Source organism: Pseudalkalibacillus sp. R45 (genome assembly GCF_052246725.1).
Lineage (GTDB): Bacteria > Bacillota > Bacilli > Bacillales > Fictibacillaceae > Pseudalkalibacillus.
Genome location: NZ_JBQQCL010000011.1, coordinates 110,855 through 132,138, shown reverse-complemented (window position 1 = coordinate 132,138; position 21,284 = coordinate 110,855). Strand labels below are relative to the sequence as shown.

Here is a 21,284-nt window from a genome sequence, read left to right as displayed (position 1 = left end):
CGACTTTTAAAGAAAACTTGGCGAGACCAAGCCTTTTGTAGGTCGAGCCTTAGTTGCCCTTATACTGAAGAAAGTATTTTATACTTTCTTTAAGTGCAAGAGCAACAAAGTTTGCGAAAACAGCCTTCATTTAAGAAGGACTGAAGACCTAGGAAAGAGAATAGGTTAACAAGGTTTGCACAGTTGATAAGGGTGTGTTTGTGTGGTAGTTAAAACGATTAAATACTTGATATACGGAAGTTTGTTTTTATTGATTTCAGCAACACTCATTTTGATGGCTGTTCATCTTACGGTATTTAAGCCGTATGATACAGTCAGTGAGTTTAAGCAAACAGGTGTATCAATCGGATTTCAGAAATCCTATCCTTCATCGAGAAGGACATGTGGGATTATATTTTAGATAAAGATGTTGAATTAGAAGCGATTGATCTCACTGATATTCGCACCGCTTTCCTTGAGAAAGTGCAGCGCAGTGAAAGCATGCAAGGTGAAACCATCTACCATGATAAATTCATCGATCATGTAGAATGGGCACCGTTACTGAAAATGGACCAAAAACGAATGGATCAAATTAAGAAGTATTATGAGCAAATGACTGCGTTGCTAATTTGGAATGGCTTGATGGTTATTCTGTTGATTGGCCTCAGTTTCTTACTGGCGACGAATCGGTTAAGAAACTTGAAGTGGTTGTCAGCACTTTGTGTGATAGCAGGGTTCACAGTGATGACCGCTGCTGTGTTGTTCCATATCATTGGGATTGAATGGATGTATACACAGCTGGAACTATCAGGTATATTTTCAGGTTTGACGGATAATATCCATGCAACATTGGATCGGCATTTCCTCGCTTTTCTCTCTGCTTTACTCGGATTTACAGGATTTTTGTTTGTAACGGGCATGGTCCTTTACGGATTGACGATCCTTAAGGGCAATAGAAGAGGGCTTATGACATAAGCGAATTGAAAAAAGGTACCTCAAAAGGTGCCTTTTTTAACTGAATTCTATGTTTACGCTTTTATCAAGCCGATTTCAACCAAACGCTCGTAAAGAAAGTCTCCGGCTGTAATCGCAGGATATTTCTCGGGATTATCTTTAGTCACACAAGCTGGGATCGTTTCGAGTAAACAACTGCTGTAAGGGTGGACAAAGAACGGCATTGAATATCTGGATGTGTTTTCACCTTTAGGGTTAACGACACGGTGCGTTGTGGCAGGAATGACTTCGTTTGTGATTCGTGAAAGCATGTCTCCTGCATCAACGATAATCTGCCCTTTTTCAGCTTTTACTTCCATCCACTCGCCTTCACGAGTTAGAAGCTCTAATCCAGATGCTGTAGATTCGACTAGTAACGTAATCAAGTTGATATCTTCGTGTTCTGCTGCACGGATTGCATTCGGATCCATCGATTCATCAAGTTTTGGGTAATGGATGGAACGAAGGATGCTGTTTCCATCCTTGATCATGTCAGAGAAGAATTCTTGACGAAGATCGAAATGCAGTGCCAATGCTTCAAGCATGTTGCGCGCAACACGTTCCAATTCACGATAAAAATTTCCAGCGTACTTACGCAGTTCAGGAATTTCTTCTGGCCATACGTTTGCAGGATAGTCTGCAGTTAAAGGATGCCCATGAGGAAGTTCTTGTCCTGTATGCCAAAACTCCTTCAGGTCACCGACAGTGCGGTTTTTCGCATGCTCTTTTCCAAAACCGGTGTACCCACGCTGTCCTCCATCAATTCCTTCATAATTTTGCTTTGTTTCCACATTCATGCTGAAAAGCTTTTCCCATAATTCATAGTTTTTGTCGATCAATTTCGGGTCAACACCATGACCTTCTAGAATGATAAAGCCGATTTCCTTAAGCCCAGCTGCAAATTCTTCGGAGAACGCTTGGCGGGACTGTGAGTCTCCGTGTGTATATTCCTTTAGATTCAATGTACGAATAAATGGTTTACTCAAAATGTTAGAACCTCCCCAGATATAAAAAATGTAATCGTTTACAAACCTTTTTGATTATACCACGTGATTAGAGGTCTAACAACTAGATTCATAGTCCCTGTTACAGTTAAATACTAGGTTTAGGACATTAGCCCTTTTGAATCACTTACCTTCGAGTTGTTTCTTTAAGTTTTCATAATCAGTTTTTACGGATTTTTCAACCATTTTTTTCATTATCGGTTGAGTAATTTTAAACACTTTCGAAGCATCACCTTCGACTATAGTAGTCACCTTTGTTGCCCCATTAAAAGGCTCCACCGTACGTGTGACCGTAATTGGAAAGGTGCTCTTAACACTTGTAATCTTTATTTTTTCATTTTCTTCATACGCTACAACACGGAACGTTGTGATAATACGCTTGCCTAAAAATTTCGCTACTTGATCATACGTTGAACCTACCTGTAGCGGCTCATTTGTAGTGAACTTTGCCTCGATTATACCTTTTTGCCACTTTGGGTTGTTTTCAAAGTTTGCAATATACGTAAACACTTTTTCAGGAGGCTGTTCGATCGTTTTAGTAACAACAACTCTTATCATCTTTTTCACCTTTTTCGTTATTATGTGACTAAATAGTAACGCATTAACGAAAAACAGGCAATGTGCTTGTTAGTTGGAATTATACGAAGGGTGATTGTATACACTAAGTTCGTTTAACCCTCAATAATGGTACGGATCGCCAACCGATGAAACAATATCCAATAATAAGAATAAAATTTGACCAACTTGTTTCAAATTTTTGAGCTTTTAACGATCTGATGACACTTTGTGTTTAAAGGGATTCGAAAGGTTTTACAAATGAATGAGATAGGGTAAAGCTAACTCATAACCTCTTTAGACTCAAACTGTTTTCAGATTGAGATAGGAGAGTTGGTTTATCCGGTTGCTAAAATCATTGCTTCACTATCTAGTCAATTCCATAGAAGTAAAGACTTCATACACATAGAAACGACTAACCCCAGGAAGGAAGGTGATTCCATTGAAAAAACAGGCAAAATTCATTCTCGGATTCTTATCCCTAGTTATGATTCCCTTTATTAGCGGCTGCAGTGAGCTTGCAGTTTTGGACCCAAAAGGACCCGTTGCGCTGCAACAGAAAGACCTGATCATGCTGTCGATCGGATTCATGCTTTTCATCGTGCTTGTTGTCTTTGTCCTTTTCACATTCATGATCGTACGCTACCGGGAGCGTCCAGAGAATGCCGATTATGAACCGCCTCAGGATGAGGGAAGCAAGGTGCTTGAGATCATCTGGACAGCGATACCGGTCCTCATCGTCATAGCGCTTGCAGTTCCAACCGTTAAAACCATCTATGCACTCGAAGAACCACCAAAGGCCACATCCCATAAAGATCCGGTGGTCGTCCATGCAACTTCTGTGGATTGGAAATGGATTTTTACTTATCCGGAAGAAAATATCGAGACAATCAACTATCTACACATACCAGAAGACCGGCCAATCCTTTTCAAATTGACTTCTGCTGACTCAATGGCAGCTTTATGGATTCCGCAATTAGGCGGACAGGAATATAACATGGCAGGTATGGAAACAGAGATTTATCTACAAGCGGACGAGCCTGGCACGTATAAAGGCAGAAACGCAAACTTTACAGGTGAAGGGTTTGCGAAACAAAAGTTCATCGTAAAAGCGCAAACAAAAGAGAATTACGAAAAATGGGTACAGGAAACAAAAGAATCTGCACCAAAACTGTCACAAGAAAAATACAATGAGTTGATGAAAAAGGAACTATTCACTAAAAAGCTTACATTCTCATCAACACATCTTGAATGGGTCGATCATGCAAAGCAACCAGACTATGCAGTCAAAGTCCGCAAAGGATTGGACCCATCAAAAGATAAAAATAACCACAATGACTCACATGGATCACATTAGTAGGGAAGGGGGAAGAGACTATGAAATGGGATGAATTTTTTGTCACAGGAGATCCATTCATCTATGCAGCGGATGCTTCAATTGTCTTAACATCGATCGCGATCGTCTTTGTCCTGACTTATTACAAAAAGTGGAAATGGTTGTGGGGCGAATGGCTCACTACTGTTGATCATAAAAAAATCGGAATCATGTATATCATTGCAGCTGTCTTGATGCTGTTCCGCGGAGGGGTCGACGCCCTGCTCATGCGGGCGCAGATTACCGCTCCAGGTTCAGAAATTCTCAAATCGCAGCATTATAATGAAATCTTCACGACACATGGAACGATCATGATCATCTTTATGGCTATGCCGTTCTTAATCGGTTTGATTAACTTTGTCGTCCCACTTCAAATCGGGGCGAGAGACGTAGCTTATCCGTACTTGAATGCCGTGAGTTTCTGGACGTTCTTCTTCGGTGCTATGCTTTTCAATATTTCTTTTGTGATAGGTGGCTCACCATCAGCAGGTTGGACAAGTTATGTACCATTAGCTGGAGATGAACTGAATCCCGGACCAGGTCAAAATTATTACCTGCTCGGCTTACAAATTTCAGGGATCGGGACTTTGCTTACCGGAATCAACTTCCTGGTTACGATATTGAAAATGCGTGCTCCGGGTATGAGTGTGATGAGGATGCCAATGTTCACATGGTCAACCTTGATCACGATGCTTTTGATTATCTTTGCATTTCCGGTGCTGACCGTAGCACTTGCTTTGATGACCTTTGACCGTCTGTTCGGTAGTCATTTCTTTACCCTTGCGGACGGCGGTCTTCCGATGCTTTGGGCGAACCTCTTTTGGATTTGGGGTCATCCTGAAGTATATATCGTCATTTTACCGGCATTCGGTATTTTTTCAGAAATCATCAGTACCTTTGCACGAAAAACGTTATTCGGATATAAAGCGATGGTCTGGTCGATGGTATCCATTGCCGGCCTAAGCTTCATCGTTTGGGTGCACCATTTCTTTACGATGGGGGCGAATGCGGTTGTCAACTCGTTCTTCTCGATTACGACAATGGCGATTGCGATCCCGACCGGGGTGAAAATCTTCAATTGGCTGTTCACCCTTTATAAAGGCCGGATAAAAATAACGTCAGCCATGTTATGGTCACTGGCCTTCATCCCGAACTTCACGATTGGTGGAGTGACAGGGGTCATGCTCGCGATGGCTGCAGCTGACTATCAGTATCACAACACGTATTTCCTGGTTGCCCATTTCCATTATGTATTGATCTCCGGAACTGTATTTGCTTGTTTTGCAGGCTTGTACTTCTGGTATCCGAAAATGTTCGGTCACAAGTTGAACGAGCGTATTGGTAAATGGAGTTTCTGGTTATTCATGATTGGATTCAATGTCTGCTTCTTCCCAATGTATTTCCTGGGCTTGGATGGTATGCCGAGACGGATTTTCACATACGAATGGGCAGACGGATGGTTCGACTTGAATGTGATTGCGACAACCGGTGCGATTGGTATGGCGATCGGATTTGTCTTGCTCGTCTATAACATTTACTGGAGCTTCCGTTATGCAGAACGTGAAACGATGGGAGACCCATGGGATGGCAGGACGTTGGAATGGTCGACACATACACCTGTACCGTTCTATAACTTTGCTAAAATTCCTGAGGTAACTGGACTAGATGCTTATTCGAGAATGAAACGGGATCCTGTTAAAGATATCAAGAAAGATTACAAGCCAATTCATATGCCAAATTACTCAGGGAAACCGATTATCATGTCAGCAGCCTTTTTCATAAGCGGTTTTGGCCTTGTATTCGAATGGTGGTGGATGGCGATTGCAGGTCTGATCGGTGTACTAGCCATGCTTGTCCTGCGATCGTTTGATTATGAAGATGGTTATTATGTACCCGTTGAAGAAATTGAAAGAATAGAAAAATCCAATGAGTAGAGGAGGCGTGAAAAATGGAATATGTGCAATCTGAAAACGGCAAGCACGAAGCTCCTGACACGCCGTTAGAATATCAATCGGAGACTGGTCGCTTGAACATCTTGGGATTCTGGGTCTTCCTTGGGGCAGAGATTGCTCTGTTTGCAACCCTTTTTGCTTCATATCTCGTATTAATAGGACGTTATGCGGATGGACCTACGCCTGGAGAGTTATTTGAAGTAAAAGGTGTCCTGATTGAAACGTTCTTGCTCTTAACTTCAAGCTTCACTTGCGGTTTAGCTGTTCATGAAATGCGGCGTAGCAGCTTAAAAGGCCTGATTGTCTGGCTGGGCATCACATTACTATTGGGATTAGGATTCCTGGGCTTTGAAATCTATGAGTTCATCCACTACGTCCATGAAGGAGCCAGCTTAACGACAAGTGCTTATTGGTCCGGCTTCTTCGTTCTCGTTGGAACTCATGGTGCTCACGTCACAATGGGTATCGCCTGGATGATATTAATCATCATCCAACTGGTCCAAAGAGGATTGACTAAACATACTACCAGAAAAGTATTTGTCGCCAGTTTGTATTGGCACTTCCTTGACGTCGTATGGATCTTTATCTTTACTGCAGTTTATCTGTATGGGATGGTGATGCACCATGGCTAAAAAGAGTTCACACTTTCCATGGCAGCATTTGATCGGATTTATATTATCCATCATTTTGACCTTGGTCGCTTTATGGGTTGGGTTGTATTCTGGATTTTCGATGACGGTGATCATCGCAATCATTGTGACCTTAGCGATATTCCAGGCGGTCATCCAACTGCTCATGTTCATGCATATGACAGAAAGCAGTAGCGGAAAAGATCAGACTCACATGATGATTCATTCAGCATTTATCGCGGTCATTCTCGTAGTTGGAACGTTATTCGTATTGTCATACGGATTCCATTAAGCACATAAAGAGCGTGCTGACGTCATGTCAGCACGCATTTTTTCTTTTCGCCATATTTCGCTTAAAACCTTTACTTCTTAAATGCAACAGTAAAAGTTAAATTAAATTTTCTTCGCTTTGTTAAACGCGTGTCCAGTGAAGATCATGAATGCAGCGACATGTGCGAAAATGACATTCGCTACAAAAATCGATCCTAAAACAATATGTGTCAGCATACTCAAGTCAAATGACAAATACAAAACCACATACAGCCACATGCATAGGATGAATGGGATTTGCAAGATCGCAAGCTTTTTCCGGTCCTGCCACAAAAAGAGCGGCGTCGCACTTGCTACAAGTAAATAAACTAAGAATACGTCCATGATGGAACGCCTCCCTTCATAAACCGATTGTTACCGCTTACAAAAGAATACTTTACATATAAGTATGTCCCGTACATTGTGACAACTTTAAATCTAATTTGTGAACGATTTGTTACAAATAGTATAACACGATAATAATTATTTGTGAAAAGTTTTTGAACAATCGGGCGTAAATCAAGAGAGATAATCCTTCAAAACGACAGCATGATTATGCTTTTGATCTTTGGCAGCATACAAAAGGGTCACTTTTCCGTCTTTCATAAATGATCTTACTTTTTCTACAGCTTTTTGTTTTTCTTCATCATTATCCAATTCTTTTTCATATCTTTCCTTGAATTCCTTGAAACGATCAGGGTCATGTTCGAACCATTTACGTAACTCCGGACTTGGAGCTGCCTCCTTCAACCATTCATCTAAACCTGCCTCTTCCTTAGAAATCCCTCTTGGCCAGATGCGATCAACCAGGATCCGTTTTCCGTCATTTTCTGATTTAGATTCATAAATTCGCTTCAATTGAATAGCCAATTTCATAACCTCCGTACAATTTGGTTTTATTAATTTTCCTTTTTTGCATTTAAAGAAAGTATAAAATACTTTCTTCAATATAAGCGCAACTAAAGCTCAGCCTACGCCAAAGGCTCGGCTTTGCCAAGTTTTCTTTCAACGTTCTTTAAACGCACCCTTTAACTCTGGGCAATCACCCAAAAAGGCTTTGTTGCATATAATAACAGAGGCAATCCGATATCATGGAAGGGAGTGCTTGTCTTGTCAGGTAAGATCACGAACTATTTTGCAGGCGGGAATACCGCTAGAGGATTTTACAGTCTATATGAATCATGTTTAGAGGGACTAGACCGTTTGTTCATTTTAAAAGGCGGCCCTGGCACAGGAAAATCATCACTGATGAAAGCGATCGGGCATGAATGGAACGATAGAGGATATGATATAGAATTTCTTCACTGTTCATCCGATAATGAGTCGATTGATGGGGTAATCATTACAACATTGAAAGTCGGAATCGTCGACGGTACAGCACCGCATGTCATTGAACCGAAATTCCCTGGGGCAGTGGAGGAATATGTAAATTTAGGATCCGCATGGGATTCAAACATACTGGCATCTCACCGGGAAAAAATCGAAAAGCTCGGCACCCGTATATCTGATGCTTTTAATGAAGCGTATGCATATTTTGCAGATGCGCTGGAAGTACATGATGAATGGGAAAAAATCTATATCGAAAATATGGATTTTGCAAAAGCCGATCAACTGACAAATGAATTAATTGAAGAATTTTTTGCAGGTAAATCATTGCATAAAGACTCAAAGGTAGTACATCGTTTCTTAGGGGCGGCGACGCCAAAAGGAGCCGTGGATTTTGTCCCCAATCTGACAGAGGGGATTTACAAACGGTATTTTATCAAAGGCAGACCAGGATCAGGCAAATCGACGCTGCTGAAAAAGATTGCCGCAACAGCGGAAGATAAAGGATTTGATGTTGAAATTTATCATTGTGGATTCGATCCGAACAGCCTTGATATGGTCATCATACGGGAGCTCGGTATTGCGATTTTCGATAGTACAGCACCTCATGAATATTTTCCGGATCGTGAAAATGATGAGATCGTTGATATGTATAAAAGAACAATTACCCCGGGAACGGATGAAAAATATGCAGTGGAACTATTGGATATAACCGAACGATATGCTTCAAATATGAAAAATGCAATCCAATGCCTTGCACAGGCAAAGGAATATCATGATGAATTAGAAAGTTACTATATCAAAGCAATGGATTACGCTAAAGTGGAAGAACTGAAAGATGAAATTGAGCAAGAAATCAAACGATTGTCGATGATCGGTCAGACAACGTGAGAATGAGATGAGGACAGATGCAACGTCAGCGTCTGTCTTCATTTCTGTAATTTTCGCCCTGAAATCTATTTTCTCTATCAAATAGGCGTGTACCGTTACGTTTTTATTAGATTCTCATAATCTAGTAAAGACCTGACAAATTGATAGAGGTGAAAGTATGTTTGGTTATTCCATGGTTCAAACCATACGAACCTATGCGCATAAAATCGATCAGCCACTGCGAGAACAAATGCTTTACATGTACAGGCCGTTTACCTGGATTCCTTGCTTTATGCACAATTCCGTTGAACGGTTCATTAAGAAAATGAAGAAAGTTTCAGTCGTCATCGAATTCCAAGAGGATGGATTTGAGAATGGATGCCATGAACTCCATCAGTTTTCAAAAAGCCATACACGATGCCGGATGAGGAAAACCTTCTCATTCGTATCCTGTTGCAGTATCGATGCTACTCCTGCCATGCTCGAAGACATCCTTAGTAAATGCTCTCATATTAAAAAAATTTATCTGAATCGAGAAGTACAAGCCTTGTTGGATGTTGCTACGCCGTCAGTGAATGCTGAAAATATCATTCGGAACAATACGGCTTTGTCCGGAAAAGACGTTACCATTGCAGTGATCGACACTGGTATTCACCCTCATGAAGACCTTGATGGTCGAATTGTAGACTTTGTCGATTTCGTAGATCAGCGAATAGAACCATATGATGACAATGGTCACGGAACTCATTGTGCAGGTGATGCCGCCGGGAATGGAACAGCTTCAAATGGGAAATATAGAGGACCTGCTTATGAGGCAAATCTCATCGGGATAAAGGTGTTGAACAAAATGGGGTCCGGTACATTGGAATCAATCATGCAAGGAATCGATTGGTGTCTCCAATACAATAAGGATCATCCAGATAAAAAAATAGATGTCATCAGCATGTCCCTTGGAGCAGCTGCCCAAAAGTATGAACATGAAGATAAAGATCCGATGGTGCAAAGTGTCGAAAAAGCTTGGGAAAATGGAATCGTCGTGTGTGTAGCCGCAGGGAATAGCGGTCCGAATGTCCAAACGATTTCAAGTCCAGGGGTTAGCGATCGTGTGATTACTGTCGGTGCTTCGGATGACTTCAACACAGTAGACAAATCGGATGATGATGTTGCTAGTTTTTCAAGTAGAGGTCCGACGGTTTATGGATTGGAAAAACCCGATATTCTGGCTCCTGGAGTCAATATCGTCTCTCTCCGTTCCCCGAACTCCTACATCGATAAGCTGCAAAAGTCGAGCCGGGTCGACGGCGATTATTTCGTCATGTCGGGCACATCAATGGCAACACCGATTTGTGCAGGTGTTGTTGCGCTGATGTTACAGCACAATCCAAATGCTACCACGGATCAGATCAAGGAGATGCTTTTGAAAGGAGCAGATCAAAGAGAAGGACTTGATCCGAACATCTATGGCCGTGGCTTCATCAATGCTGAAAAATCAATACCTGAATAACAACCGTTCGATATATAATGACTGTGAGTGATATTTTCATTCGCAGTTTTTTTTTGTGGCGACGAATGGAGGAGAATGTATGAGGGTAGAACCCTTGAGGGACACAGAAATTGAACGCTTTTTGCGGCATTGTAAAGAATGGCGATGTGCTGTAGACGATTCTTTTTTAAATGATGAAGATTTGAAATCATTCCGAAATGATAAGGAGAATCCTACTTATCTTTTAAAGGACGGAGAGGAAGTGATCGGTGCCGCATCCTTGATGATGGGTGATTATTTCAGAAGAGGGAAGCGAGGACGATTTCGTATTTTCTATTCTGAGATTGAACGTATTGAGGCTTATCGATTACTCCTGGAGGCTATTTTGCCGCATACAAATATGATCGACCGCTTCTTCCTTTTCGTACATGGTGAATGCCGGTTCCAGCGAGATGTATTTAAGACACTGGGATTTGAAATCGAGCGTTATTCATTCGTTTTAGACCGAACAGATTCTCCTGTTGGCGAAGTCAGATTCCCAGAAGGTTATCAATTGAGAACCTTCCAATTCGAGAGAGATGAAGAAGCATGGTGTGAAGTGCGCAATGATGCCTTCGCCTCTCTTGCAGGTTCAGAAACCCCTGTCCTTCCACAGGAAGTCAAAAAAATGCGTAATGAAGAAGGTTATATAGAGGGTAGTATTAAGGTTTTGTTCGATGAGCACACACCCGTTGGACTTGTGAGGACGACAAGGGAAGTCCATAAAGGGGAAGTGCACCTTTTCATCCATTTAATCGCAGTCAAAAAATCTTATCATAGAAAAGGGTTAGGGCGTAACTTGCTGAGAGCAGGGTTGCAATTCGGCAAAGGGGTCGGCTTAACAAAGGCATTGATCACGGTAAACGCTGAGAACGAAAAGGCGGTCAACCTTTACTTGTCTGAAGGGTTTGAACAATACGAAACGATGGTCTGTTATAATTACAATTTGAATTCGTAGCAAACTTTTCATTATTCGATGCCAAGTCAAAATAATTTAAAGCAAAGTTGAAATTTTTCGTTGAGAACGACGAATTATACGATAATTCTCTTCTTAAAAGCTGATCCATTAAAAATCAGCTTTTTCTTTTTCCCTCTTTTTCGCTTATCTTCCCTAAATTTTGCTTCCTTCCTCTTTTATATGTCAAAAGTCCCGACCGTTAAATCGAGCAAAACTCCTTCCTTTCCACTTTATGGATGAATCCTTCGTATGAAATATTTCGAAATAGTCCCAATTATTAGAAAGTAAGAAGGTAATTGTCAATTATTGTGTAAATTTGGTTTAAGACTAAAACTAAAGGAGTGAAAATATTTGCGAAGGTTTAAACGGAACCGCAAGCTTTTCGCATTACTGTTCAGCTTTTTACTTATTTTCTCTATGTTTGCGCCTCAATCTACATACGCAGAAACAGCATCAGACAACTCAGCTACCGTAGATCATGACCTCCTAGAGAAGGAACGGGAAGCGGAGTATCAAGAAAAGTCGGAAGACACCTCTAACGAGGAAAAATCGTCTGATCAAGGAAAAGAAGGTGAGGTTGAATTAGCCTCATTGATGGAAGGACTCGGATGGGAACCTCCATCTTTATCTGGCCAATCACCACAGGCTGAAACAAAGCCTGACAAGGTTGAAGCAGATATCCTCAATCAATTGGAAAAGAAAGAAAAAGTGGACGTCATCATCAGGATGAAAGAACGTCCCGACATCGAAGCGATTTTTCCACAAGTCAAAGCAAAGAAATCAAAGGCAGAGAAAGTAAAGCTGCTGAAAACACACCTCGAAGAAAAAGCAAAAGCCTCTCAAAAAGCACTCGATAAAGCAATGAACTCACTCGAACAAAAAGGAAAAGCAAAAAAGAATAAGAGCTTCTGGATCATCAATGCGATGTCAGCAACTGTATCAAAGGATGCTTTAAAGGAATTACAAAAAAGGGACGACATTGAGCAGATCACGTTGGACCGTGTCCTTAAAGTACCTGAAATTCAACAGGATGAAAATCCTCCAAAGTTACCTCAATGGGGTCTTGAAAAAATCAAAGCAACGAAAGTCTGGGGTGATTATGGTCTAAAAGGTGAAGGGGTCGTTGTCGGAATCATGGACACAGGGGTCGACGGGACTCATGAAGCCTTGAAGCATAATTATCGCGGCCGTGACGGCGATCATTCCGACTCTTGGATCGACTTATCTGGTGAAGGATACAGCACCCCGAGTGACGGACACGGACACGGTACTCACGTTGCTGGTTCCGCAGTGGGCGGTGGCGCAGGTGAAGCGATAGGTGTTGCACCGGAAGCAGAATGGATCGCAGCCAAAATCTTTTCAGATGGCGGTTCCACGACTACCTCTGCTATTCATGAAGCATTCCAATGGTTCATGGCACCGGGCGGAGATACTTCAAAAGCACCTGATGTCGTGAACAACTCCTGGGGTAATGCAAACACCTACAACATGGAGTTTTATGAAGATGTACAAGCCTGGGTTTCTGCAGGCATCTTTCCGATGTTTGCGGCAGGAAACGATGGACCAGGATCACAAACGATCGGGGCTCCAGGAAGTTTCCCGCAGTCGTTTGCGATCGGAGCAACAGATGTTAATGACCAGATTGCATACTTCTCCAGCCGTGGACCGGTTTATTGGGAAGATGAGAATGGTAATCAAGTACGCTTACTAAAGCCGGATGTAGCAGCACCAGGACATCATATCTATTCTGCCTGGCCGACAGCTAAGGGGGAAGGTAAATACAACACGATAAGCGGTACATCAATGGCGACTCCGCATGTAACAGGAGCAGTTGCATTATTGCTCCAGTCAAATCCTGATTTGACAGTCGATGAAATAAAAGAACTGCTTCGTGACACGGCAAGAGTCGAACCGTTCATGGGTGCACTCCCGAATGATGTTTATGGCCATGGTATCGTGGACATTTATCAGGCGGTGACAGAGACTGCATTTGCCGGAGAGTTGAAAGGAACATTGAAAAATGCAGACGGTGAACCAATCAGCGGGACGATTCAGTTTAACAATGGTGTGTTCTATGATATTGCTGATGATGGTGTCATCGATTTGAAGATAAGAGAAGGCAGCCACGAGGTCGTCATCAAGTCCTTTGGCTATGAAGACCAAACTCTAACCATCGATATCCAGAAAGACGAAGTGACGGATGTGGAGTGGGTACTGGAACGTGCCACATCCTATGCGCTCGAAGGGAAAGTTGTGGAAGCAGACAGTGGTGATACAGTGCCTTTCGCTTATATCCGTGTAATGGATACACCATTAGAGCCTGCACGAACCGATGAACAAGGGAACTTTACACTAGGGCAAATACCAGTCGGCACTTATGAGCTTCAGGTATCCGGTGAAGGGATTGCCGGCACGTCATTGGAAGTGACTATGGATGCCGATCAGAACATCCAGATTGAAGTGGGAGCTTCCGAATCCAGTTCAAAGCCTGGCTGGAATACGGCAAACAACAATAATGGCCGTAACGCAGTATCACCATCCTCGATTGATATAAACAAATTGGATCTAGGTTGGGAATATGAATTGGGCTCAAAAGGAGAAATTTTATTTTCGACTCCTGCTGTTGCCGATCAGAGTGTTGTCCTGACGACAGACCGTGGTTGGGTCGTAAATCTGGATACTGAGACAGGTGAAGAAAATTGGAGCATCCGTTTAGGTGCGACGAACCGGTCAACCCCAACGATTGAGGATGGAGTCGTCTATTTATCAGGTGGTCAAGATGGGCGGATCTATGCGCTCAATCTCTCAAACGGTAATATTTTATGGAACTACCAAACTGACTCTATAACAGTCTATGAATCACCAATCTATCATGATGGAAAGCTTTTTGTAGGATCAGGTTTGGATGAAAATGCACATGTGACTGCGTTGAATGCCGAAACTGGTGAAAAGATTTGGAGCACCCCTCTAGGCGCACCGACATTCTTTGGCGGTAGTTTAGGTGACGGCAAGCTCTATGTCGGCAGTTACGACAACATGACCATCCGGGCTATTGATATCGCTGATGGCTCTGAAGTTTGGAGCAAAACCCTTACGAATGAAGGTGTCGCTGCTCGTACAGTTTATGTAGATGGAGAGTTGTATGTGGTCGGTACCAATTTCAATGCCGAAACAGGTACACTATATAAACTTGATCCAAATAGCGGCGAAGAAATATGGAAGGTAGAAGGCATCGGTGACACTCAAGCTGGTTCTCCTGTTGTTTATGAGGATCTTGTCGTGATGACATCTGCCGCTCATCCTCTTTTAAGAGCATTTGACCGTGAAACAGGAGAAATCGTGTGGACGAATCGGGCAGTCGGTTCAGCCTTGCACAATGGATCAGTCACATCCAATGGAATCCTCTTTGTTGCTGGGACAAGCGGAACCTTTTATGCGTTGGATGTCTACACTGGTAAAAGATTAAAAGAATTCCCGCTTCCAGATTACAGCACATCTGGGCTTCCGGTCTTACCAGGAAAGGTTCTCGTTCCTTATACTAAAGGGATCCAAAGCTATCAATCTCCTGGCGTATTGATTGGGACCATGAAGGATGGAGACGGACAACCGGTAAAAGGGAAGGTCTCTGTACTGGAAACAGGCGTTGAAGTTGAAGCAGATGAAAATGGAAATTTCACGTTAGAACATCGACCTGGTGAATATACCGTCAAGGTTGCACAATACGGGAAACAGCAGGTGGAGGAAACCATTCGTTTTGTTTCGGGGTATGAACGTACAAAAGATTATGTATTAGAAGCCGCAGATACAGGTTCGCTGCAAATTCAGGTAAAAGATCAGCGAAGCCAGGATGGCCTTTCAGATGTTGAGATATTGTTGAAAGATACATCTGTCGAAGGAACGACGAATGAAAACGGATTGTATACAGACGAAGCCGTTTTTGAAGGAAAATATGAATTGGTCCTATCATTGAACGGTTATGTAGAACAAAAACAGATGATCACTGTTACATCAGGTGAAGAAACGATCATCGACGTTGAAATGCAACCGATCGACATAGCTGTACTCAATGATTGGAATTCTGAAGTGACGAAACTCCTGAATGTCAATGGGTATACAGCTGAAGAACGTGATTGGGATATCGTTGAGGATATCGAACGTTATCAGGTCGTTTATCTGAACGGAGCTTATGGTTCCGGTGGCGAACAGCCTGATGCAGCCACCTTTGATTCATTGGTCCAAGCTGCTGAAGAGCATGATGTGAATTTGATTTTCGCCGATCAATGGGGTTCGAGCTATGGATCAATTGAACATTTAAACGAGTATTATGGCGATCCGAAAGAATTTGATCACCAATATGACGGTGGCGCTGTAAGACTTGAAGTCGATGTTGCCCACCCGATTTTTGAAGGGTATGAAGTCGGTGATCGAATGACACTCTTCGAACGTACCGGGGATCTGACATGGTTCAATCAGTACTCTGGACGCCATCTCGGATCAATTGGAAATACGTCATTAGGGTTTGTCGGTTCAGGGGTCGCGTATAAAGCGGTATCGGAAGACAGTGCACATCTCCTTCTTTCGAGCCACGGTGCAGCACCTTGGATTTCACCTTTACAAGGGTGGTTGGGCGCACAACAGCAAATTCTGTTCAACGGTATTGATTTCTTGAACGAAGCGGAATATGGACATGTATCGGGAACTGTCGTGGACGTCGATGGCGAACCTGTAGAAGCTCAAATCGAAATTGTTGAAACCGGTGTGAAAACACAAGCGGTTCTTGGAGAAGGTTCTGGGGCGAATGCAGATTATGAATTATTCCATGATCCAGGAACGTATACGATGGAAATCCGCGCACTCGGTTATGAAACGCAAACACAAGAAGTGACGTTCACCCATGGAGAACCTGCGGAAGTGTTTATCACACTTGGGGCCTCGAATGGCGGTACGATCACAGGACTTGTAACAGATTCGAATACCCAACAGGTAGTGAAAGAAGCACAGGTTACAGTAACAAATGAAGCCGGTGATGTCGTAGCGGAAACGACAACGGGCACGAACGGACGATATGAAGTATCGGATTTAGAAGACATCGTCTATACCATCACCATTGAAAAAGAAGGGTACATCAATAAGTCTGAACAGATTGATATGGCAAGGTTTGAAGGAGAACTGAATGTCGAACTTTCTCCAGTACCTCAACTTGCTGTCATTGGTGATTACTGGTCAGCTGAACGAAACTTTGCTTCTGTATTCAATGATATAGGAGTCGAAGTTACAGAAATACCAGAAGGAGATGCTGCTGAACAAATCGGAAACTATGATGTTGTATTCTTTAACGATGGCGACTTCAACAAATCCGAATTCGACGCAATGATGAAAGCAGCAGATGAACATGAAACAAGCGTGATTTTCGGTGAACATTATTGGAGCGGCTCTGGTATCGAACAACTTGTCGACCTTAGAGGTGATCCTGAAACAAGAGAGACTTTTAGTGGATCGACACTTGCAGCAGGATATCAGGTGACGCAAGAGCATCCAATTTTCAATGGCGCAAAGGTAGGGGACTTTATTGAGCTCCTTATACCAGCTGCCAGCGACATCGGTGCTTTTGATGGGTATAGCGGTTATCCTCTAGCACAAATCAAACATGAAGGTGATTCTGAACCATACGGCACCGGTCTTGCCTATAAGCCAAGGACTTCAGGCAGTATGGAAGTACTCATGGCTGGACACGGGTTCTATTTCTCACATGACGCAGACGACTACACACCTGAAGCGAAAGAACTGCTTGTAAATACTGTATTATGGGCAGCAGAGGCACAATACTCAACCATCAGTGGAACCATCACGGACGAGGCAGGGAATCCATTAGATGCCGAAGTCAAAGTCAACGGAATGGATTTCTCTGATAAGACGAACCCTGAGGATGGCACATTCTCAATTGCGATCCTGGATGGTGAATATGAAGTTGAAATTCAATCCTTCGGTTATCAATCAGAGACTATGACAGTCAATGTTTCTGAAAACAGTACACCATTGACGATCGATATGGATGTAAAGGATAATGTCGGATCAATTACCGGTGTGATCGAAAGTGAAAAGGATGGAAACGCAGTCGAAGGCGCGACGATTGATGTTCTGGACGTTCCACGAGCAACAACGACAAATACACAAGGACAATATTCAATCGAACGGCTTGAACCGGGAACGTATACGTTACGTGTAGAAAAAGACGGCTATGTGCGTCAGGATATCGAGGTGGAAATCACAGACAGTGAAGAGGTCACACTGCCGATTGACTTGAAACCATCTCCAACTGTCGGTGTCATCGTCGATATTACTGCTTCAGGATATACAACATTGAAAGAGTATCTAGAAGAGCGCGGATACCTTGTCGAATATATCGGTTATGAAGATACAGACCGTTTGGCCGAAATGGATCTCGTGTTCGCAAATTCAGATTACACTGGTAGTCAAGTGCCATCTGAATCCGAGTTTAAAGCCTTCCTGAAAGCATTGGATGAAACCAAGACATCTGTCATTTGGACAGGACAGGATGGCGGCAGAGGTTCAATCAGATTCTTGCAGGATTATCTAAATGATCCAACCACTGTTTTTGGAGGTAGTGAAGAAGGTTCACAGGGAACTGTCGTTGAAGAACACCCGCTTACAGAAGGATTAGACTTGAACGAAACCTTCGACATCCCAGCACGTTTTGATTACTACTATGGCTTTGATGGATACTCCGGTCATACAGCAGTTGAATTCAAGAATGACAACACGGGTGACCAGGGCAGTATGGTCGCGTATAAAGGACGGACAAATGATTCGGTCGAGATTTTACTAGCAAATATGACATACAGCCATGTGTGGAATACCAATCAATCCTTCGATCCTGTCCGTGAAAAGATCTTGAACAACGCACTCCTCTGGGCGCTTGATAACGAAGAAGCGCTTGTTGGAGAACTCCACGGTCAAGTAGTCAACGATCAAGGAATGGCTGTAAAAGCGACGGTAGAAATTGCGGAGAATGGGAAAACAATTGAAACCGATTCAGAAGGAAGTTTCTACGCAGGGCTTGAAGAAGGCAGCTACGAATTGACAATCAATGCATTTGGACATGAAGAAAAAACATTCACTGTGAACATTTCCAACGGAGATACACTCGAGGAAACGTTTGAACTTACTGCAGAAAATGCAGGGGTCGTGAATGGAATCGTCAAGGATGGAGAAACAGGTGATCCTATAGCCGATGCTTCTGTTTCATTCTTAGGAACGCCAATCGAGGCTTCCACAGATGAAAATGGTGAATTCAGCGTATCGGCTCCTGAAGGGGAATATGATATTAAAGTATTGGCTTCCGGATACGGTGCGAATACACAATCAAATGTTCAAGTAGTCGCAGGAGAAGAAGTCGATTTGACCTTCTCGATGCAGACATCTCAAAAACTTGCGGTCATTGGCTATAGTCCGAACGAAGCAAGATTGGTTCCATTCCTTGAATCGAATGGGTATGATGTCGATTTCTATCAAAGAGATGATTATGAATCCCTACAGCAAGCACTTGCGGATTATCAATTGGTCATCTTTAACGATAAGGATTATTCGATGACTAATGATCAGTTCAGAGCATTTGTGGAAGAAGCGAATGAGCTTGAAGTTAGCATGATCTTTGTCAGCCAGTATGGCGGCGGAACGATCAAGAGTCTTGCTGATGCTTATGGAGATCCGGAAAGCGTCAGATCTTCATTCGAGAGCCAGTCTATCAATGTTAAAGTCGATCAGCTGCATCCGATTTTCAGTGGTTTTGAAGTTGGAGATGAAATCGAAATTTTGAACAATGGAAACAGCAATCAGCAGTATTCCGTTTACGAGAACTTCTCAGGAACGACAATCGGTTCTTTAACGCATGATGAAGAAGGTGTACTTGGTGAAGGAATCGGCATCAAGTATCCGACTGCCAACAACGTGCATGTCCTTTTATCCGGACTACAAGCTGGCGGATACGGTTCACCAGAAAGTCGCTGGACAGATGAAGCAAAACAAATCTACTTGAATGCGATTGATTTTGCGACAACAGCAAGTCTTGGTGAAATCAAAGGTACGGTTACCGATGCAGACGGAAATCCAATTTCAAACGCAAAAGTTACAATTCCATCAGAAGGAATCGAAGTAACGACTACTGATGATGGATCTTACAGATTAGGTGTTGGCGTAGGTCATTACGAGGTGAAGGTTCAGGCACGAGGATTTGTCGAACAGGTCAAGGAAGCTGATGTAGCTGAGCTTGGAGATTCAGTCACGTTGAATTTCACAATGGAGGCAATCGAAGGCGTGTCGTTATCTGGACAAATCATCAATGCTGAAACAGAAGATGGTATTGAAGGAGTCCAATTGACACTAACGCCAGAGGACCCAGCTGGATTTGTGGAAGAAACGACAACCGATGTCTCAGGAGGCTACGCATTCGAAAATCTTCTTCCAGGGAATTATGAGCTGAAGATGGAGGTTGACGGTTACTTGCCATCAACAGAAACCATTACAGTTGGTGAAGAAGATGTTGAGGCGAATCTGTCGATGAACGCTTACCAAGTGGCTGTTCTCGGAGATGTGAATGATGCGCTAGTCAATTTCTTGAATGATCAAGAAGTCTACGCAGAGTCTAGAGATTGGAATCTTCTTGGACAAGTAGAAGATTACAGCCTCATACTCGTCAATACTAAAGAAGGTACAACAGAACAAGTGGAACAATTGATTGAAGAATCAGATGAAAAACAAGTCAGCGTCGTGTTTGTTGGAACTTGGGGTGTCGGCGAAGGTTCGATTCAACTCCTTGAAACAGCAGAAGGATATCCTCAAAAAGACCAGCATGGTTATGATGAGGGAGCAGTATACATCCAACCGCTGAAAGACCACCCATTATTTGAAGGTCTTGTGGAAGAAGGAAATGAAGATACACCGATCAAAGTGCATGCAGCCAAGAGTCCATATTCCACGTTCAAAGATTATCCAGGCATGACATTGGCAGAATTGTTAGTAGATGAAACTGAAAAAGGATCCTCAATCGCATATGAATTCAGAAGCGAAAGTCACATGCACTTACTGCTATCTTCCTTTGCTGTGACGAACATCATCGGTCCTGAATATGGTTGGACTGAAGAAGGGAAACAACTCTTCACCAACTCTCTGAAATGGGCGATGGATGCTGAACAACAAGCACCAAACGCCCCAGAATGGGATGATGAAGAATTGAAATTCAAGCATGAACCGGTGATCGTGACTGGAAAAGCTGATCCAGGTACAACGGTCCATGTATATGCAGAGAGAGGAAATGCTCGTAATGAACTTGGTTCAGTTCAAACGAAGCCTGATGGTACATTCGAAATCGAGTTGGAGATCGGAAACGGCAGCTACTTCCTTCGTGCTGAGGCTGAGAACTTTGCTGGGACGGCAGAGTCTGAAAATCGACTTCATGTCATCGTGGCAGGTAAACCGGATACCCAGCCTGAAGCAGAGGCAACAGTGAAAGATGGGAATGTTCAATTGACCTGGAAAGCCCAAGATGCAGAACGATATGTTATCGAACGGAATGGAGAACAGATTTCAGAAGTGAAAGAAGTTAGCTTTACGGACGAAACTGTTGAACCAGGCCAAGAATACACCTATCAGATCACTGCAATAATGGGAGATGGCGATAAGATTTCCTATGATCCACTCACGATTACGATAAAAGAACTTCAATTAGCAAATTGATTCATGCCAAACAGGCGCCTCTTTTGAAAGGGGTGCCTGTTTTATTGAATTTTGGGTTT

General features: G+C 42.9%; 13 protein-coding genes. 9 read left to right on the top strand and 4 right to left on the bottom strand.

Annotated elements, in window-relative coordinates:
- The first annotated feature begins 381 nt into the window (after positions 1-381).
- On the top strand, positions 382-954 hold the full coding sequence (locus ACTWQL_RS17680) for a hypothetical protein (RefSeq protein WP_443143750.1): 573 nt from the start codon (positions 382-384) through the stop codon (positions 952-954).
- 53 nt (positions 955-1,007) lie between these two features.
- Here ACTWQL_RS17680 and ACTWQL_RS17675 read toward each other — a convergent pair whose 3' ends face one another.
- Both ACTWQL_RS17675 and ACTWQL_RS17670 read right to left on the bottom strand, forming a co-directional pair.
- Positions 1,008-1,958: an isopenicillin N synthase family dioxygenase gene (locus ACTWQL_RS17675; protein ID WP_443143749.1), complete on the bottom strand. Its 951-nt coding sequence runs from the start codon at positions 1,956-1,958 to the stop codon at positions 1,008-1,010.
- A gap of 141 nt (positions 1,959-2,099) precedes the next feature.
- On the bottom strand, positions 2,100-2,534 hold the full coding sequence (locus tag ACTWQL_RS17670; RefSeq protein WP_443143748.1) for an SRPBCC family protein: 435 nt from the start codon (positions 2,532-2,534) through the stop codon (positions 2,100-2,102).
- 439 nt (positions 2,535-2,973) lie between these two features.
- Here ACTWQL_RS17670 and qoxA point away from each other — a divergent pair, with 439 nt between their 5' ends.
- Genes qoxA through qoxD form a run of 4 tightly spaced genes read left to right on the top strand, consistent with a single transcriptional unit; the run spans position 2,974 to position 6,779 of the window.
- Positions 2,974-3,888 (top strand): cytochrome aa3 quinol oxidase subunit II, encoded by a 915-nt coding sequence (gene qoxA / locus ACTWQL_RS17665; RefSeq protein ID WP_443143747.1) that lies wholly within the window; start codon positions 2,974-2,976, stop codon positions 3,886-3,888.
- 20 nt (positions 3,889-3,908) lie between these two features.
- On the top strand, positions 3,909-5,840 hold the full coding sequence (gene qoxB, locus ACTWQL_RS17660) for a cytochrome aa3 quinol oxidase subunit I (protein ID WP_443143746.1): 1,932 nt from the start codon (positions 3,909-3,911) through the stop codon (positions 5,838-5,840).
- Positions 5,841-5,854: 14 nt separating this feature from the next.
- A complete protein-coding gene (gene qoxC, locus ACTWQL_RS17655) occupies positions 5,855-6,490 on the top strand; it encodes a cytochrome aa3 quinol oxidase subunit III (RefSeq protein ID WP_443143745.1) in 636 nt (211 codons plus the stop codon).
- Positions 6,483-6,779: a cytochrome aa3 quinol oxidase subunit IV gene (gene qoxD, locus ACTWQL_RS17650; RefSeq protein ID WP_443143744.1), complete on the top strand. Its 297-nt coding sequence runs from the start codon at positions 6,483-6,485 to the stop codon at positions 6,777-6,779. The genes qoxC and qoxD overlap by 8 nt, the downstream gene beginning before the upstream one ends.
- Positions 6,780-6,880: 101 nt before the next feature.
- On the opposite strand, the gene ACTWQL_RS17645 is transcribed toward qoxD, so the two are convergent.
- Both ACTWQL_RS17645 and ACTWQL_RS17640 read right to left on the bottom strand, forming a co-directional pair.
- Entirely contained in the window at positions 6,881-7,141 is a 261-nt protein-coding gene (locus ACTWQL_RS17645) for a spore morphogenesis/germination protein YwcE (protein ID WP_261131264.1), read from the bottom strand.
- 174 nt (positions 7,142-7,315) lie between these two features.
- Positions 7,316-7,666 (bottom strand): DUF488 domain-containing protein, encoded by a 351-nt coding sequence (locus ACTWQL_RS17640; RefSeq protein WP_443143743.1) that lies wholly within the window; start codon positions 7,664-7,666, stop codon positions 7,316-7,318.
- 240 nt (positions 7,667-7,906) lie between these two features.
- On the opposite strand from ACTWQL_RS17640, the gene ACTWQL_RS17635 reads away from it, so the two are divergent.
- The 4 genes from ACTWQL_RS17635 to ACTWQL_RS17620 all read left to right on the top strand — a co-directional run bounded on the left by ACTWQL_RS17635 (position 7,907) and on the right by ACTWQL_RS17620 (position 21,225).
- Positions 7,907-9,013 (top strand): PRK06851 family protein, encoded by a 1,107-nt coding sequence (locus ACTWQL_RS17635; protein ID WP_443143742.1) that lies wholly within the window; start codon positions 7,907-7,909, stop codon positions 9,011-9,013.
- Between the two features lie 157 nt (positions 9,014-9,170).
- Entirely contained in the window at positions 9,171-10,496 is a 1,326-nt protein-coding gene (locus ACTWQL_RS17630; RefSeq protein WP_443143741.1) for a S8 family peptidase, read from the top strand.
- A 79-nt stretch (positions 10,497-10,575) separates the two neighbouring features.
- Positions 10,576-11,472 carry a GNAT family N-acetyltransferase gene (locus tag ACTWQL_RS17625; protein WP_443143740.1) on the top strand — a complete coding sequence of 299 codons (897 nt, stop codon included), beginning with the start codon at positions 10,576-10,578 and terminating at the stop codon, positions 11,470-11,472.
- A gap of 351 nt (positions 11,473-11,823) precedes the next feature.
- Positions 11,824-21,225, top strand: coding sequence for a carboxypeptidase regulatory-like domain-containing protein (locus ACTWQL_RS17620; protein WP_443143739.1), 9,402 nt, complete (start codon positions 11,824-11,826; stop codon positions 21,223-21,225).
- Positions 21,226-21,284: the final 59 nt, after the last annotated feature.

Bases quoted from the DNA above. Each gene is read 5' to 3' on its own strand.
- ACTWQL_RS17680 (WP_443143750.1), top strand. From the start codon at position 382: ATGTGGGATTATATTTTAGATAAAGATGTTGAATTAGAAGCGATTGAT.
- ACTWQL_RS17670 (WP_443143748.1), bottom strand. From the start codon at position 2,534: ATGATAAGAGTTGTTGTTACTAAAACGATCGAACAGCCTCCTGAAAAA.
- qoxB (WP_443143746.1), top strand. From the start codon at position 3,909: ATGAAATGGGATGAATTTTTTGTCACAGGAGATCCATTCATCTATGCA.
- qoxC (WP_443143745.1), top strand. From the start codon at position 5,855: ATGGAATATGTGCAATCTGAAAACGGCAAGCACGAAGCTCCTGACACG.
- qoxD (WP_443143744.1), top strand. From the start codon at position 6,483: ATGGCTAAAAAGAGTTCACACTTTCCATGGCAGCATTTGATCGGATTT.
- ACTWQL_RS17645 (WP_261131264.1), bottom strand. From the start codon at position 7,141: ATGGACGTATTCTTAGTTTATTTACTTGTAGCAAGTGCGACGCCGCTC.
- ACTWQL_RS17630 (WP_443143741.1), top strand. From the start codon at position 9,171: ATGTTTGGTTATTCCATGGTTCAAACCATACGAACCTATGCGCATAAA.
- ACTWQL_RS17625 (WP_443143740.1), top strand. From the start codon at position 10,576: ATGAGGGTAGAACCCTTGAGGGACACAGAAATTGAACGCTTTTTGCGG.